This window comes from Achromobacter aegrifaciens, assembly GCF_902859735.1.
GTDB lineage: Bacteria > Pseudomonadota > Gammaproteobacteria > Burkholderiales > Burkholderiaceae_B > Achromobacter > Achromobacter aegrifaciens.
Map to the genome: position 1 here is coordinate 213,044 of NZ_CADIJY010000006.1, position 15,521 is coordinate 228,564.

The window sequence follows — 15,521 nt, forward strand, 5'->3', positions numbered from 1 at the left end:
CGAGGCCTTTCTTCTTTCCGGCTGCCGCGATCAGCGGCCCAGCACACCCGCCACCGTGCGCTCGCCGATGGCCAGTCCCACCGTCATGCCCACGCCCGAGTGCATCACCGCCACCGTCGTGGCCGGGTCCACCGGCATGACCGAGAACGGCGCGGGGCCATGCGCGCCATAGACGCCCTGCCAGCGCTCCAGCACGCGCAGGCGCGCGCCCAGCGCCTGGGTCGCCAGGTCCAGCATGGCATTGTCGACTGCCTCGTCGTTGAACGGCGGCGCGTCCTGGCCGTAGCGGTGCGAATCGCCGATGATCAGTTCGCCATAAGGCGTGGGGCTGATCAGCAGGTGGATGCCGTTCTCCAGCAGCATGGGCGTGCGCGCCTGGATCACGTCGCGCAACGCCAGCGCCGACGGCAGGTCCGAGAATGCGCCGTAATGCACGCAGGACAGGCCGGTCAGCAAGGGGCGGTCCAGCGCGATGGGATGAGTCTCGAACGCGGCGCGCAACATCTGCAGGCGCGTGACCTCCAGGTTCATCGACGCAAAGCGCTCAGGCAGCAGGGTCAGGTAGTCATGCCCGGGGCAGACGAACACGTGTCCGCCCTTGAATTCGCCAGCCGAGGTACACACCAGCCCGCCCTCGACCGCGCGCGCCAGCGTGCCGGTGATGAACTGCACACCCAGCGATTCCGCAAGGTAGCTCGTGATGGCCGGCAGCGCCTCGCGCGAATAGATCTGCAGATCGTCATGACCTTGCAGGCCCGCGCAGTGGTGCGCGAGCTGGCCGCCGTACAACCGGGCCACCTCGCGGGCCGACAGCAGGTCGGCGCGATAGCCTTCCTGGCACATGCGCGTGTCGGCGAATTCCTGCAGCACGTCCGCCTCTTCGGCATTGCGCGCCAGCACCAGGGCGCCGTTGGCGCGCACATGGAAACCCGCTCGGTCCGCCAGTTCCAGCCACAGTTCGCGCGCCTGCTGGGCGTGCGACAGCATCATGCCGGGGGCCTGGCCCGTCACGATGACCTGGCCGAAATTGCGGATGGTGGCGCCATGCGCCTGGCGGCTGCGCTCGATCACGGCCACCGACAGGCCGCGCTTGGCGGCGGCCCAGGCGTGGGCGATGCCCAGCATGCCGGCGCCCACCACGACTACGTCGAAATTTTTCATCTGTGGAACATTGCAAAGGGAAATGCGGCGGGAGCCGCCCTGGCGGGCGCCCCCCGGGGCGCGGCGGCGTCCGGCGCCGCCGCGGTCAAACGGACTTACTTCTTCTTCGGCTCGGACTTGCCGTCGTAGCGCTTGGTCCACTCGGCGATGATGCGGTCGCGGTTGGTGGCGGCCCAGGTGAAGTCGTTCTTGATCATGCGTTGCATCAGGTCGGCCGGCAGGTTCGGATTGGACGTGGCGATCGACGGGATGGCCAGCACGGCGAAGTTGGCCTTGTACAGTTCGTTGGCTTCGCGGCTGGCGGAGAAGTCGGCCAGCTTGCGGGCGGCTTCCAGGTTCTTGGTGCCCTTCATGATGGCGGTGGCTTCCACTTCCCAGCCCAGGCCTTCCGAGGGGAACACGGCTTCGACGGGCGCGCCGTCGGCCTTCAGCTTGGCGGCGCGGTAGTCGAACGACACGCCGATCGGGAATTCGCCGGCGGCAGCCATGTTGCAGGGCTTGGAGCCCGAGTGCGTGTACGAACCGATGTTCTTGTGCAGGGCGTCCATGTAGGCCCAGCCCTTCTCTTCACCGAAGATCTGCAGCCAGGCGCTGACGTCCAGGAAGCCGGTGCCCGACGAAGCCGGGTTCGGCATCACGATCTTGCCGGCGTACACCGGCTTGGTCAGGTCCTGCCACGAAGTGGGCTTGGGCAGCTTCTGCTTTTCGGCTTCGATGGTGTTGAAGCAGATGGCGGCGGCGAAGCCGTCCATGCCGACCCAGCTGGGCTCGGCCTTGGCGTCGCGCATGTTGGCGGCGATCTGGTCCAGGCCCTTGGGGGCGTAGGGCTGCAGCATGCCTTCCTTGTCCATCAGGCCCAGCGAGGTGCCGGCCAGGCCCCAGATGGCGTCGGCCTTGGGGTTGTTCTTTTCGGCCAGCAGCTTGGCGGTGATGATGCCGGTGGAGTCGCGCACCCACTGGATCTTGATGTCGGGATTGGCCTTCTCGAACGCGGCCTGGTAGGCCTTGATCTGGTCGGCTTCGAGCGCGGTGTAGACCGTCAGCGTGGTCTCGGCGGAGGCGGCGCCCATCACGCCCGTCAGGGCGGCGGCCAGTGCAAGCAGCTTGTAGCGATTCATGAAGTACTCCGTGGGTAGGCGGAAAAAGGCTGAGGGAGGCCCCCGGGGCTGGCGCGAACCGGCCCCGGCAAGCGGTGCAGACAGGTGAGAGGGTTAGGGGCGCTGGCCTGCGGACAAGCGGGCTTCGATATCGGAGATCACGCCAGGCAGGTCGGCGACGGTATCGATCAGGTAGTGCGGCGCGGCGGGCGACAGCTCCAGGCTGGCGGCGGTGCGCGCTTTCTGGCGGCCTGCGTCGTCCAGGCTCAGGTATTCCTCCAGCGTCAGGCCGGCGGCGTTGCCCGACAGCAGCAGGCCCACGGTCCACATGCCGGCGCGGCGTCCTTCTTCGATGCCGGGCGCGGTGTCATCGACCTTGACGCAGGCGGCCACGTCGGACAGGCCGAGTTCGACCACATTCTTCAGTGCCATCGCGGGCGCCGGGCGCGCGCGCGGCACGTCGTCGCTGGCGACGATGCAATCAGGCTCCAGGCCTTCGGTGGCGGCGCGCTCGACCACGCGGCGCATGACGCTGGCGGGGTAGCCCGAGCACGAGCCGATCTTCAGGCCGTGCTGGCGCAGAGCGCGCAGCAGTTCTGCCGCGCCGGGGATCGCCGCCGAATACTGGGCAACCTTCTCCAGCTGCATCGGCAGGAAGCGCTCGTAGATGGCGGTCACGTCGTCATCGGTGGGCAGGCGGCCGAACTGGGCCTGGTACTGGCTGGCGATGACCGGCTCATTGCAGAGCGTGCGGATGTGGTCCCACTTGCCCATGCCCATCGGGCCGCGGGCCTGCGCCAGCGACATTTTCACGCCGAACTGCGAGAACGCGTCCACGAACACCTTGGTGGGCGCGAAGGAACCGAAGTCGACCAGCGTGCCGGCCCAGTCGAAGATCACCGCCTCCAGGCGGACGGGCAAAGGCGAAACAGTCATGAGGGTCATCCTTGAAAAATCGTTCAATGGGCCGCGGGGCGGCGCCAGGCCTGGCTGCGCGCCACCAGCGCGCGGCTGGCCAGGTGCAGGACCAGTGCAGCGACGGCCGAACTGGCCATGATCACGGTGCACATGGCGGCGGCGGGACCGATGAAGCCGGCGTCGTCCATGTTCAGCACCGCGACCGCGGCCAGCACCGTCGACGGGCTGTACAGAAACACGACCGCGGACACCGTGGTCATGGCGGAAACAAACAGATAGCGGGCCACGTCCAGCGCGGCCGGCAGGCACATCGGCAGCGTCACGCGCAGGAAGGTCGTCAGGCGCGGCACCTTGAGCGACGTGGAGGCCGCTTCGAATTCGGGGTCCAGCGCATTGAGCGCGGTGGCAGCCGTGAGGTGCGCGCTGGTGTAGAAGTGGACGATGGTGCACAGGACCAGCAGCGGCATGGTGCCGTACAGCACGTTCAGCGGGTTCGACAGGCTGTTGAAGAAGAAGATGTAGCCCAGGCCCAGCACCAGGCCCGGCACCGCCATGGGCATCAGCGCCAGCATGCCGACCATGCCGCGCAGGCCGCGCGCGAGCTGGCCGCGGGCGGGCACCTTCTCCATCATCCATGCGCCGGTGAAGACCACGGCCGTGCCGGCCAGGGCGGTGCAGAACGCCAGCTGCAGGCTGTTGCGCCAGGCGAGCCAGCCGCCGCCGTCCATATTGTCGAAGTCGTACGAACGCAGCGACATCGACAGGTTGTAGGGCCACATCTTCACGAAGGACGCCCACACCGCCACGCCGATGATCAGCAGCAGGAACGCCGCCAGCACGCCGGCCAGCGCCAGGAACGCGGCATCGCGGCGGCGGTTGACGCCCGCGGCATAGGGCTGGGCCCGGCCGCTCAGCTGAGCGCCTTGTCGGGCGCGCAGCCGCCTGTCCAGGGCGAAGGTCAGGATCGCGGGAAGCAGCAGCAGGATGCCGATGGCCGCGCCCTTGGGAAAGTTCTGCTGGCCGACCACGGCCTTGTAGGCTTCCATCGCCAGCACGTTGTAATCGCCGCCCACGACCTTGGGCACGCCGAAGTCGGTCACCGTCAACGTGAACACCACGCAGCAGGCCGAAAACACGGCGTAGCGGGTGCCCGGCAGGGTCACGGTCAGGAAGGTGCGCCAGGGGCCGGCGCCCATGGCGCGCGCGGCGTCATAAAGACGGCCGTCGGCCAGGGCCAGGCCGGTCAGCAGAATCATCAGCGCGTGCGGGAAGGTATAGAAAGCCTCGCCCACGACGATGCCCCAGAAACCGTAGATGGTCGCGCCGCCCGTCAGGCTCTTGAGCAGACCCTGGTTGCCTAGCAGGTACACCAGCGCGATCCCCGGCAGCAGCGACGGCGCCAGCAGCGGCAGCAAGGCGACGGTGCGCAGCAGGCCCTTGCCCGGCAGGCGCGTGCGGGTCAGGCCATAGGCGAATCCATAGGCGCAGGGCACGACCAGCAAGGTCGTCACCACGCCCACCGCGAGGCTGCGCGCGACCATGGCCATGAAGCCGTCGCCGCCGATGATGTCCGCAAGCACCGACAACCCGGCCCAGGCGCCATCGCTGTCGGTCACCGACTTGAGCAGGATGGCGGCCAGCGGCAGCGCCAGGAACAGCAACAGGCCCAGCGCCAGGGCGCCCTGCCCGGTGGCCAGGCCGAAGGCGCCAACCCAGGCCGGCAGCGGGCGGCGGCCCAGCGCCGGGGCCGGCATGGGCGCTGCGATATTTCCAGCAGCCGGCGCGGCGGCGTTGGAGGAACGGTTCATGGCCGGATCAAGCGTAGGCGCGAATCGCATGGCGCGGCAGCTCCACCCAGCAGCGGCTGGCGGCGTGAGGGCCCAGCAGGGCGTCTCCGATTTCGGGGGACACGATGGAATGCACCGTGCTGCCGGGCACGCCCTCAAGGCGCAAGGCCAGGCGATAGCCGCGGCCAAGGAACACGCCGTCCAGCACATCGGCCAACATGGCGTTGGGCTGATCCGGGCGCGCGGTGCTGACGCGCACCGCTTCCGGGCGCACGAACAGCTTGCCGCTGGCGGCGTCCAGCGCCTCGTCCACGGCCAGCTCCTGGCGTCCGACGCGGGCGCGGTGCGCGTCCACGCGTTCGAACGGCAGCCAGTTCGCCTCGCCCACGAAATCGGCGATGAAGGCCGAGCCGGGCTGGCGGTAGAGTTCCCGCGGCGTGCCGTACTGCTCGATGATGCCGCCATTCATTACGGCGATGCGGTCGGCCATCACCATGGCCTCTTCCTGGTCGTGCGTGACCATCAGCGTGGTGATGGACAGGCGCTTCTGCAGGGCCCGCAGCTCGATGCGCAGATGCTCGCGCACGCGGGCGTCCAGCGCCGACATGGGCTCGTCCAGCAGCAGCAGGGACGGCGATGGCGCCAGCGCGCGCGCCAGGGCCACGCGCTGCTGCTGTCCGCCGGAAATCTGTCCCGGATATTTATCCGCCGCGCCCGCCAGGCCGACCAGCGTCAGCATTTCCTCGACGCGGTTGGCGACGTGGTTGCGGTGGGCGCGCTTGCCGCTCAGGCCGTAGGCCACGTTCTGGGCCACCGTCAGGTTGGGAAACAGCGCGTACGACTGGAACAGGATGCCGTAGTCGCGCGCCTGCGGTTCGGCGTGCGAGATGTCGCGCCCGGACAGCACGATGGTGCCGCTGTCCTGGCGCTCGAGGCCGGCGATGGCGCGCAGCAAGGTGGTCTTGCCGCAGCCCGAGGGGCCCAGCAGGCACACCAACTCCCCGGCGCGGATGTCGAGCGAGACGTCCGACAGCGCGGTGTGGCTGCCAAAGCGCTTCACCAGATGCCTGACAGAGAGAAATGCGGTATCGCGTTCGGCCATGGGGCCTCCGGTTTGGGAACGAAGGCAGTATGGAAGACGCGTATTGAGTGTTTATGACACTTCGCGCAAATGCAGTAATAAAAACATCAAATTATTTTGGTGTACTGGCGGTCTTGCGCATTGCGCCCCTATTCCGCCCCCTGCACCGTGCTTGTCGCCGAACTCAAATCCTTCTACGCCGTGGCCCGCTGCGGCACCGTCACCAAGGCCGCCGCCCAGTTGGGCGTCAGCCAGCCCACGGTGACGGGGCAATTGCGCCAGCTGGAGTCGCGTTACGGCGTCGAACTGTTCCACCGCCAGGGGCGCGGCATGCGCCTGTCGGACGCCGGCCACAGCCTGATGCCCATGGTGGAAAAGCTGGTCCAGCAGGAAACCGAGATCGACTTCCGGCTGCGCGACGCCAGCGACCTGCGCGAAGGCAATCTGCGCATCGGCGCCACCGGCCCCTACTACATCATGGACACGGTGCGCGCCTATAACCAGCGTTATCCGGGCATAGACCTGACGCTGGCTATCGGCAATTCGCAAAGCATGCTGCAGGCGCTGCATGACTATCGCATCGAGATTGCCACGTCGTCGTTTCTGATGGATGACAAGCACCTGTACCGCCGCATGATCGCGGCCGACCCCATCCGGGTGGTGGCGCATCGCGACCATCCCTTGGCGCGCCACGGCCACGTCCGCCTGGCCGACCTGGCCGAACACGCGCTGCTGCTGCGCGAACCCGGCTCCATGACGCGGCAGCTGACGGAGGACGCCTTGCAGGCGGCCGGCGTCACGGTAAGCCGCACGCTGGAAATCGGCAGCCGCGAGTCCATCCGCCAGGCCATCCTGTGCGGCCTGGGGATCAGCCTGATCCCCTCGCGCGAAATCCCGTCCCATCCCGATCTGGCGGCCCTGGACATCGAGGGCGCCGACATCGTGATGCACGAATACCTGTACTGCCTGCGCGAGCGCCAACCGGTGCAGCTGATCGCGCGCTTTCTGGAGATGGCGCCAGCCGCCGGCTGAGCGCCGCCCTCCCCTATGCGGCCACCCAGGAGACAACCATGGCCTTGACCTTGCAAGATATCGAGCAGATTTTCCTGGAGCGCGGGCACCGCTCCTATGACGGCGAATCCGTCAGCCACCTGCGGCATGCGCTGCAGACCGCGGCGCTGGCCGAGCGCAACGGCGCCGGCGCCCACCTGATCACCGCCAGCCTGCTGCACGACCTGGGCCATCTCATCGCCGACCGGCCTGGCACGCCGACGCTGCGCGGCATCGACGACAAGCACCAGTACTTCGTCCTGCCCTTCCTGCGCGGCCTGTTCAGCTCGGCGGTGCTGGACCCGATCCGGCTGCACGTGGAAGCCAAGCGCTACCTCTGCTATGTGGAACCGCAATATGAAGCGTCGCTCTCGGAGGATTCGAAACGCAGCCTGGCGCTGCAGGGGGGCAGTTTCGATGCGAGCCAGGCGGTGGAATTCGCGAGCATGCCGGGCGCGCCGGATGCGATCCGCCTGAGGCGCTGGGACGACATGGCCAAGGTTCCGGGGCTGGCAACGCCGCCCCTGGACCACTTCCTGGAAATCGCCGAGAGCATCTCGGGTCGGGTCAAGCTGGCTGCCATCTGGTAGGGCTGGCCGGAAAGCCGTGCGTCCTGGCGGCCCAGACCACCGCCAGCGTCGCCGCCAACAGCGCCAGCAGCACCGGTACGAACGCGGCCACGCCCAGGCGTTCGAGCAACGCGCCGCCGACGATCCCGCCTGCGGCAATCGCCGTGTTCCACGCGGTCACCAGCATGGACTGCGCCACGTCCGCGGCATCGCCCGACGTCTTGGCCAGCGCGGTCTGGAACAGCGTCGGCGAGCCGCCGAACGCCACGCCCCAAGCCCCCACCGACAGATAAAGCATGGCCGGCATGCCGCCCGCGATACCCAGCGCCAGCGCGGCCAGGCCGAACAGGGCGATGCAGGCCAAAGTCAGCGCCCGCAGATGACGGTCGATCAACGTCCCGATCAGCCAGATGCCGGCCAGGGAGCTGAGTCCGAACACCAGCAGCACCAGCTCGGTGTTTGCAGCCATGCCCAGCGATGCCAGGAACGGCGCGATATAGATGTAGAGAATGTTGTGCGCCAGGACGAACGCCAGCACCGCGAACAGCACCGGGCGCACGCCGGGCAGCAGGAATACGCGCCGCAGCGGCAGTTGCCGGCCCCGGGCCTGTCCCGCAAAGTCCGGCACCCGCAAACGCACCCAGACCATCAGGACCAAGGCCAGCCCGCTCATGATGCCAAAGCCTGCGCGCCAGCCCCACAGCGCGCCCAGGAACGTGCCGGCCGGAACGCCCAGCGACAGCGCCAGCGGCGCACCCAGCATCGCCACCGCGATCGCGCGCCCTTGCTGATGTGCGGGCACCATGCGCGCGGCGTAACCTGCCAGCAGCGCCCACAACAGTCCCGCCGACACGCCGGCCAGAAAGCGCGCGGCCAGGGTCAGCACATAGCCGGATGACAGCGCGGTCACCGTGTTGGCCAGCACGAACCCGGCGATCGCCGCCAGCAGCAGCGGACGCCGCCGCACGCCCTGGGTCGCGGCGACCAGCGGGATCGCCGCCACCAACGACCCGATCGCGTAGATGGTGACGGTCTGGCCGATGCTGGCCTGGGACACGGCCAGGCCCTGCGCCATCTGCGGCAGCAGCCCGGCCGGCAGCGCCTCGGTCAGGATGGTGATGAAGCCGGCCATCGCCAGCGCCAGCAAGGCGCCCAGCGGCAGGCGGTCGCGACCGGCGGGGGGATGCGTGGGCGCAGTACGCGGACGCGGGGAATTCGTGGTTTTTTTCATCTCAGGCACCTTGGTTGAAGCTTGGTGCCGAGACGATAGAGTCCCCCGGATTAAAGAAAAAGTAGGCTACATTTCCTTCTTATGCGGAATTACATGTCCGCAATCGAGGAAACAGATGGATAGCCTCAATGGCTTTGTCGTATTCGTGCAGGTCGCCGAAACGCGCAGCTTCGTCGCCGCCGGCCGGCTGCTGGGCGTGTCGGCATCCGCCATCGGCAAAAGCGTGGCGCGGCTGGAAGAAAAACTGGGCGTGCGCCTGTTCCACCGCAGCACGCGCAGCGTCACCTTGACGGCCGAAGGGGCGCTGTTCCTGGAACGCAGCCGCCGCATCCTGGCCGAGATCGAAGCGGCCGAACTGGAGCTGTCGCAGGCCGCCGCCGCGCCGCGCGGACGCCTGCGCGTCAGCCTGCCGCTGGTCAGCGGGCTGGTGCTGCCGGTGCTGGGCGAGTTCATGCGCGAGTATCCCGAGATCGAACTCGACCTGGATTTCACCGACCGGATGGTGGACGTGATCGAAGAAGGCTTCGATGCCGTGGTGCGCACGGGCGAGCCGGCCGACTCACGCCTGTCGGCGCGCCGCCTGGGCGCCTTCCAGATCCTGCTGGTCGCCTCCCCCGCCTACCTGGCCAGCCGCGGCACGCCCAAAACGCCGGCCGACCTGCTGCGCCACAGCTGCCTGCACTACCGCTTTCCCAGCAGCGGCAAGCTGGAGACCTGGGCCCTGCGGCAAGCCGACGACGAGCCTGAACTGCAGTTGCCCGTCTCGATGATCTGCAACAACATCGAGACGCGCGCCTGCTTCGCGCTGCAAGGATTGGGGATTGCCTACCTGCCGGACTTCGCCATCCGCGAACCCCTGGCGGACGGCCGCCTGGTGCAGGTACTGAAAGGAAAATCGGAGCGGACCAACGTCTTCCACATCCTGTGGCCCGCCAGCAAGCACCCGTCGCCGAAGGTCCGGGCGCTAGTGGACTTTCTGGGTTCCCGGGTCTTTGCCGACGCCCGGGCGTCCAGGCCCGGGCATCAGGTCCAGGCCTCAGGTCACTGAGCGCCCGTAGCCACCGGGCGGGACGGATCGCTGCACCACTCGCTCCAGGAGCCCGGGTACAGGCGCGAACCGGACAGGCCCGCGATCTCCATGGACAGCAGGTTGTGGCAAGCCGTGATGCCCGAGCCGCACTGGTGCACGATGGCAGCCGGATCGCGGCCGTCCAGCAGCGTGGCGAATTCCTCGCGCAACTGCGCGGCCGGCTTGAAACGGCCGTCGGCCTGGAGGTTCTCGCCGTTGGGGCGGTTCAGCGCGCCCGGAATGTGGCCGGCGACCGGGTCCATGGGCTCGACCTCGCCGCGGTAGCGGTTGGCCGCGCGCGCGTCGATCACGGTGAAGGCCTGGCGGGGAATGTTGTCCAGCACCGCCTGCGCATCCACCGAACCCGCCAGCGAGGCGCCCGGCTCGACGGGCTGGCCCGCGCGCACGGCGGCGCCCGCCTCGGTCGTGGTCGGCAAACCGGCCGCCGTCCAGGCCTGCCAGCCGCCGTCCAGCACTGCCACCTGGTCATGCCCCAGCCAGCGCAGCATCCACCACAGGTGCGCAGCGTACATGCCGCCGCTGGCGTCATAGGCCACCACCAGGGTCTTGGGCGTCACGCCGTGGGCGGCCATGAGCGCGCCGAACGCGGCGCGCGACGGCAGCGGATGACGGCCGTTCTTGCCGGTGCGGGCCGCGGCCAGTTCGGTTTCGTGGTCCAGGTAGCGCGCGCCGGGGATGTGGCCCGCGTCATAGGCCTGACGGCCGGCCGCATGGTTGGTCAGGTCGTGGCGCACGTCGAACACGCGCACGTCCGGCGCATCCAGGCGCGCGGCCAGGTCGGCGGCGGAAATCAGGGTCATCGTCATTCGGTGTGCTCCTGTAAGGGTGTTGGGCGACCGCGGCTCAGGCCGGCTTGGGATCGCGCATGGTGCGCCAGATCGACAACAGGCCCGCGAAAATGATCAAGCCCATGCCGGCCCAGGCCAGGGCGTCCAGCTGTTCGCCCCAGAAACCCATGCCCAGCAGGGCCGCGAAGATGATGGTGCTGTACTGCAGCGCCGCCGTCAGCAGCGCCGACCCCAGGCCGAAGGCGCGGGTCATGGCCAACTGGCCGAACAGGCCCGTCACGCCCACGCCCAGCAGCGACAGGTAGCCGGTCCAGTCGGCGTGGCCCCAGCCCTCGAACAACAGTCCGGCCAGGCTGGACACGCAAACGGCCACGGAGAAGAACAGCACCGTGCGCCATTCGGGTTCGCCGACCCGGCCCAACTGGCGGATCTGCATCATGGCGATGGCCGACATGGCGCCGGCGGTCATCCCCAGCAGGGCAGCCAGCCACTGGTCCTCGTTGATGCTGGGCCGCAGCACCGCGATCACGCCCAGGAACCCCAGCGCCACCGCCACGATGCGCACGGGGTCGCGCTGCGCGCCGCCCCAGCCCAGCATCCAGCAGGCGATGAACAGCGGCGCGGTGTAGTTCAGGCTGGTAGCGGTGGCCAGGGGCAGATGGGCGATGGCGAAAAAGCCCAGCCACATCGAGGTGACGCCGGACAGGTTGCGCCACAGGTGGAGTTTCCAGCTGACGGGGATGATGGACTGGCGGCCGGCGCGGGCCCAGATCAGCAGCAGGATGACCGACGGCAATCCGCGAAATAGAACGACTTGCGGCAGCGAGGCGCCGTGTTCGGTGCCGAGCTTCACGAACGAACCCATGATGGCGAACATGGCGGACGCCAGCAACATCCAGAGTGCCTGCATGGGGGTCTACGCTAAGGGAAAAGTGAGGAGGAATAAGGGAAAGCGATACTATACTCTCCGTCACCGGAAGCGGCGCCGCGAGTCGGGGAACTGGCGGCCCGCAGCAGTGTCGAATCCCGGCATATCCTGCTCGCAGAGGAACACAAAAAACATGAAACGCATTGTCCTGTTCGTCCTGACCAACCTGGCTGTCATGCTGGTGCTGTCGGCCACGCTGCGCATCCTGGGCGTGGACCGCTACATCACCGCCAACGGCCTGAACCTGAACGCCCTGCTGATTTTCTCGGTGGTGGTCGGTTTCACCGGCGCGATCATCTCGCTCCTGATCAGCAAGCCCATGGCCAAGTGGAGCACCGGCGCCCAGGTGCTCGACCCGAATTCGCCCCGCAACCAGCGCGAAGCCTGGCTGGTCGACACCGTGCACCAGCTGGCCGACCGCGCCGGCATCGGCCGCCCGGAAGTCGCCATCTATGAAGGCGCCCCCAACGCCTTCGCCACCGGCGCCTTCAAGAACGACTCGCTGGTCGCGGTGTCCACCGGTCTCCTGGAAAGCATGAGCGAGGAAGAAGTCGCCGCCGTGCTGGCGCACGAAGTCGCGCACATCGCCAACGGCGACATGGTCACGCTGACGCTGATCCAGGGCGTGGTGAACACCTTCGTCGTGTTCCTGGCCCGCGTGGTCGGCTACTTCATCGACCGCGTGGTGTTCAAGAACGAACGCGGCATCGGCCCGGGCTACTACATCACCGTGCTGGTCTGTGAAATCATCTTCGGCGTGCTGGCCTCGATCATCGTGGCCTGGTTCTCGCGCCAGCGCGAGTACCGCGCCGACGCCGGCTCGGCCCACCTGATGGGCGCCCGCGAACCCATGATCCGCGCCCTGGCCCGCCTGGGCGGCCTGGAACCGGGCGAGCTGCCCAAGTCCTTCGAGGCCTCGGGCATCACCGGCAAGGGCGGCCTGGCCGCGATGTTCGCCTCGCACCCGCCGATTCCGGCCCGCATCGCCGCGCTGCAGAATGCGCGCGTGATCTAAGCCTTTCGCTCAGACGGGCCTCGCGCCCTGCAGCCCTGACTCGATGGCCCGCTTGCGCGGGCCATCGTCTTTTCCGGCTCCGTCCAAAAATGGCCCCCAGGATGCGAGGCCCCCCCCGAAGACGACCAACGATCAGACATTCCTGCTTCAATGGGGTGGGCGCATAATTTCAGGGGCCTGGCGCCGGTCCTGGCCGTATGGATAGACGTGATGTCGAGGGCAGACCGTGGCTGAATCGAGTACGCACTCCCCGGCCCGCGGAACGGGCAGCTGGCTGGTTGCCGTGGGCACGTATACGCGGCCGATGCCGCATGTGCACGGCATAGGGCGCGGCATCCACTTGCTGAGGTTCGACGCCGCGACGGCCACGCTGCGTGAATTGCAGGTGGACAGCCATGGCGTCAATCCCTCTTACCTGTGCCATTCCGCGTCCCTCGGCCTGCTGTACGGCGTGAGCGAGCAGGAAGTGGGCGCCAGCATCGACGTCTACGCGGTCGACGGCGCGGCCACGCTGCGGCATTTGCTCAATGTGCCTACGCCTGGCGCCAGCCCTTGCCACATCAGCCTGACGCCTGCGGCGGAGCGCCTCTTCGTATCCAACTATGGCAGCGGCGAACTCCTGAGCTACCGGCTCGACGGGCAGGGGTTGCCCAGCGCCCCGCCCGACATCATCGTTCGCCATGGCAGCGGTCCGCGCAGCGACCGCCAGGCGAGCCCCCATGTGCATTGCGCCCAGCCGACCCCGTCCGGCGATGCGGTCTACCTGTGTGACTTGGGTACCGACAGCGTCGCCCGCCATGCCTTGCGGGGCGCCGCGCTGGATCTGCTCCCGGACCTGCAGGTGCAGATAGGACCAGGTTCCGGGCCGCGCCACCTGCGGCTGAATCCGGCCGGTACCCGCGCCTTCGTGCTCAACGAACTGTCCAATAGCGTGAGCGTCGTTCAACTGCCCACGGCACGCGATCCCCATGCACACGCGCTCGCCCGGATCGGCACGCTGCCGGCAGATTGGCAAAACGCCAACTCCGCGTCCGCGCTTTGCCTGCATCCGAGCGGACGCTGGCTCTACGCGACCAACCGCGGCCACGACAGCATCGCAGGATTTCGGCTATTGGAATCCGCCCCTTGGCTTGAGCCGATAGGCTTGTGGCCCGCCGGCGGGCGCACCCCGCGGGACGCCGCCATCACCCCGGACGGCGGCTTCCTGCTGGTCGCCAGCCAGGACGAGCACCGCATTTCCTGCATGCGCATCGACCCGGACAGCGGCCAGCTGCAGCCTGCAGGCGTGCCGTTTGCCATTTCCTCCCCGGCCTGCGTTCTTCCCTTGCTTCGGAAAGAAACCCCGAGGCCATGACAGCCGCTCGCCCTCCCGCATCGTCGTCACCCCGTGCCCTCAGCACTCGACGATGTTCACCGCCAGCCCGCCGCGCGCGGTTTCCTTGTACTTGGTCTTCATGTCGGCGCCGGTCTCGCGCATGGTCTTGATGACGGAGTCCAGCGACACATAGTGCTGGCCGTCGCCGCGCAGCGCCATGCGGGCAGCGTTCACGGCCTTGATGGAGGCCATGGCGTTGCGCTCGATACAGGGGATCTGCACCAGGCCGCCCACGGGGTCGCAGGTCAGGCCCAGGTTGTGCTCCATGCCGATCTCGGCCGCGTTCTCGACCTGTTCGACCGTGCCGCCCAGGGCCGCGGCCAGGCCGCCCGCCGCCATCGAGCAGGCCACGCCGACCTCGCCCTGGCAGCCGACTTCGGCGCCCGACAGCGAGGCGTTGTACTTGTACAGCAGGCCCACGGCCGCCGCGGTCAGCAGGAAGTCGCGCACGCCCTCGCGGTTGGAACCAGGCACGAAGCGGTCGTAGTAATGCAGCACTGCCGGGATGATGCCGGCCGCGCCATTGGTCGGCGCCGTCACGACGCGCCCGCCCGCGGCGTTCTCTTCGTTGACCGCCATGGCGTACAGATTGACCCAGTCCATCACGGACAGGGGATCGGACAGGGTGCGCTCGGCGCGCTGGGTCAGGTTGCGGTAAAGCTCGGGCGCGCGGCGGCGCACGCGCAGGGGACCGGGCAGTTCACCGTCCGCTTCCGGATAGTTGATGCCGCAGCCGCGCGACACGCAGTCCTGCATGACCTGCCAGATGCGGTCCAGCCCGGCGTGCACCTCGGCCTCGTCGCGCCAGGTCAACTCGTTCTTCATCATCAGCTGCGCCACCGACAGGCCGCTCTCGCTGCACATGCCCATCAGTTCGCGACCCATGCGGAACGGGTACGGCAACTGGTCGTGCGCGGCGATGACCTGGCTGTTGGACGCGCCGGCCGTCACCACGAAACCGCCCCCCACCGACAGGTAGCGGGCCTCGCGCAGGGATTCGCCATTGGCGTCAAAGGCGTGAAACTTCATGCCGTTAGGATGTTCCGCCATGGCTTCGCGGCGGTAGAACATCATGTGTTCCTTTTCGACGAAAGGAACCGGATAGCGTCCCAGCAGCGGCAATTGGCGGCTGGCCCGCACCGACGCGATCATGCCGGCGATGGCGGCGGGGTCGACGGTGTCGGGGGCTTCGCCCATCAGGCCCAGCAGCACGCCCTTGTCGGTGCCGTGGCCCTTGCCCGTAGCGCCCAGCGAGCCGTAAAGCTCGGCGCGCACCGTGGCCACATTGGGCATCAGGCCGTCGCGCTCCAGGCCTTGCGCGAACAACAGGGCGGCCCGCATGGGGCCCACCGTATGGGAGCTAGACGGGCCTATGCCTATCTTGAACAGGTCGAATACGGAAACAGCCACGCAAAACTCCATTGCATCTGC

At 68.0% G+C, this 15,521-nt stretch carries 14 protein-coding genes; 5 read left to right on the forward strand and 9 right to left on the reverse strand.

Annotation, left to right across the window (positions count from 1 at the left end; genetic code table 11):
* Window positions 1-30 precede the first annotated feature (30 nt).
* From HV766_RS19530 to HV766_RS19550, 5 genes are all read right to left on the reverse strand, one after another.
* Complete coding sequence (locus HV766_RS19530; protein ID WP_175181707.1) at window positions 31-1,161, reverse strand: TIGR03364 family FAD-dependent oxidoreductase; 1,131 nt, start codon at window positions 1,159-1,161, stop codon at window positions 31-33.
* Between the two features lie 95 nt (window positions 1,162-1,256).
* Window positions 1,257-2,279, reverse strand: a complete 1,023-nt coding sequence (locus HV766_RS19535; protein WP_054451016.1) for a putative 2-aminoethylphosphonate ABC transporter substrate-binding protein — start codon at window positions 2,277-2,279, stop codon at window positions 1,257-1,259.
* Between the two features lie 93 nt (window positions 2,280-2,372).
* On the reverse strand, window positions 2,373-3,194 hold the full coding sequence (gene phnX / locus HV766_RS19540) for a phosphonoacetaldehyde hydrolase (protein ID WP_415823205.1): 822 nt from the start codon (window positions 3,192-3,194) through the stop codon (window positions 2,373-2,375).
* Window positions 3,195-3,217: 23 nt separating this feature from the next.
* Entirely contained in the window at window positions 3,218-4,984 is a 1,767-nt protein-coding gene (locus HV766_RS19545; protein ID WP_254593339.1) for a putative 2-aminoethylphosphonate ABC transporter permease subunit, read from the reverse strand.
* Between the two features lie 7 nt (window positions 4,985-4,991).
* Window positions 4,992-6,065: a putative 2-aminoethylphosphonate ABC transporter ATP-binding protein gene (locus HV766_RS19550; protein WP_054451013.1), complete on the reverse strand. Its 1,074-nt coding sequence runs from the start codon at window positions 6,063-6,065 to the stop codon at window positions 4,992-4,994.
* Window positions 6,066-6,212: 147 nt separating this feature from the next.
* Between HV766_RS19550 and HV766_RS19555 the strand changes: the two genes are divergently transcribed.
* Together HV766_RS19555 and HV766_RS19560 are read left to right on the forward strand one after the other, a co-directional pair.
* Complete coding sequence (locus tag HV766_RS19555) at window positions 6,213-7,076, forward strand: LysR family transcriptional regulator (RefSeq protein WP_054451329.1); 864 nt, start codon at window positions 6,213-6,215, stop codon at window positions 7,074-7,076.
* A 38-nt stretch (window positions 7,077-7,114) separates the two neighbouring features.
* Window positions 7,115-7,684 carry a phosphonate degradation HD-domain oxygenase gene (locus HV766_RS19560; protein WP_054451012.1) on the forward strand — a complete coding sequence of 190 codons (570 nt, stop codon included), beginning with the start codon at window positions 7,115-7,117 and terminating at the stop codon, window positions 7,682-7,684.
* On the opposite strand, the gene HV766_RS19565 is transcribed toward HV766_RS19560, so the two are convergent.
* Window positions 7,662-8,894: an MFS transporter gene (locus tag HV766_RS19565; protein WP_370539854.1), complete on the reverse strand. Its 1,233-nt coding sequence runs from the start codon at window positions 8,892-8,894 to the stop codon at window positions 7,662-7,664. The genes HV766_RS19560 and HV766_RS19565 overlap by 23 nt on opposite strands.
* A 115-nt stretch (window positions 8,895-9,009) precedes the next feature.
* Here HV766_RS19565 and HV766_RS19570 point away from each other — a divergent pair, with 115 nt between their 5' ends.
* Window positions 9,010-9,942, forward strand: a complete 933-nt coding sequence (locus HV766_RS19570; RefSeq protein ID WP_125470907.1) for a LysR family transcriptional regulator — start codon at window positions 9,010-9,012, stop codon at window positions 9,940-9,942.
* On the opposite strand, the gene HV766_RS19575 is transcribed toward HV766_RS19570, so the two are convergent.
* Window positions 9,936-10,790, reverse strand: coding sequence for a sulfurtransferase (locus HV766_RS19575; protein WP_054451010.1), 855 nt, complete (start codon window positions 10,788-10,790; stop codon window positions 9,936-9,938). The genes HV766_RS19570 and HV766_RS19575 overlap by 7 nt on opposite strands.
* Window positions 10,791-10,827: 37 nt before the next feature.
* On the reverse strand, window positions 10,828-11,682 hold the full coding sequence (locus tag HV766_RS19580) for a DMT family transporter (protein WP_054451009.1): 855 nt from the start codon (window positions 11,680-11,682) through the stop codon (window positions 10,828-10,830).
* A gap of 151 nt (window positions 11,683-11,833) precedes the next feature.
* Between HV766_RS19580 and htpX the strand changes: the two genes are divergently transcribed.
* Both htpX and HV766_RS19590 read left to right on the forward strand, forming a co-directional pair.
* Entirely contained in the window at window positions 11,834-12,715 is an 882-nt protein-coding gene (gene htpX / locus HV766_RS19585) for a protease HtpX (RefSeq protein WP_013392481.1), read from the forward strand.
* A 226-nt stretch (window positions 12,716-12,941) separates the two neighbouring features.
* Entirely contained in the window at window positions 12,942-14,069 is a 1,128-nt protein-coding gene (locus tag HV766_RS19590) for a lactonase family protein (protein WP_175181710.1), read from the forward strand.
* Window positions 14,070-14,108: 39 nt separating this feature from the next.
* Here HV766_RS19590 and HV766_RS19595 read toward each other — a convergent pair whose 3' ends face one another.
* Window positions 14,109-15,500: an L-serine ammonia-lyase gene (locus tag HV766_RS19595; protein WP_119450578.1), complete on the reverse strand. Its 1,392-nt coding sequence runs from the start codon at window positions 15,498-15,500 to the stop codon at window positions 14,109-14,111.
* Window positions 15,501-15,521 lie beyond the last annotated feature (21 nt).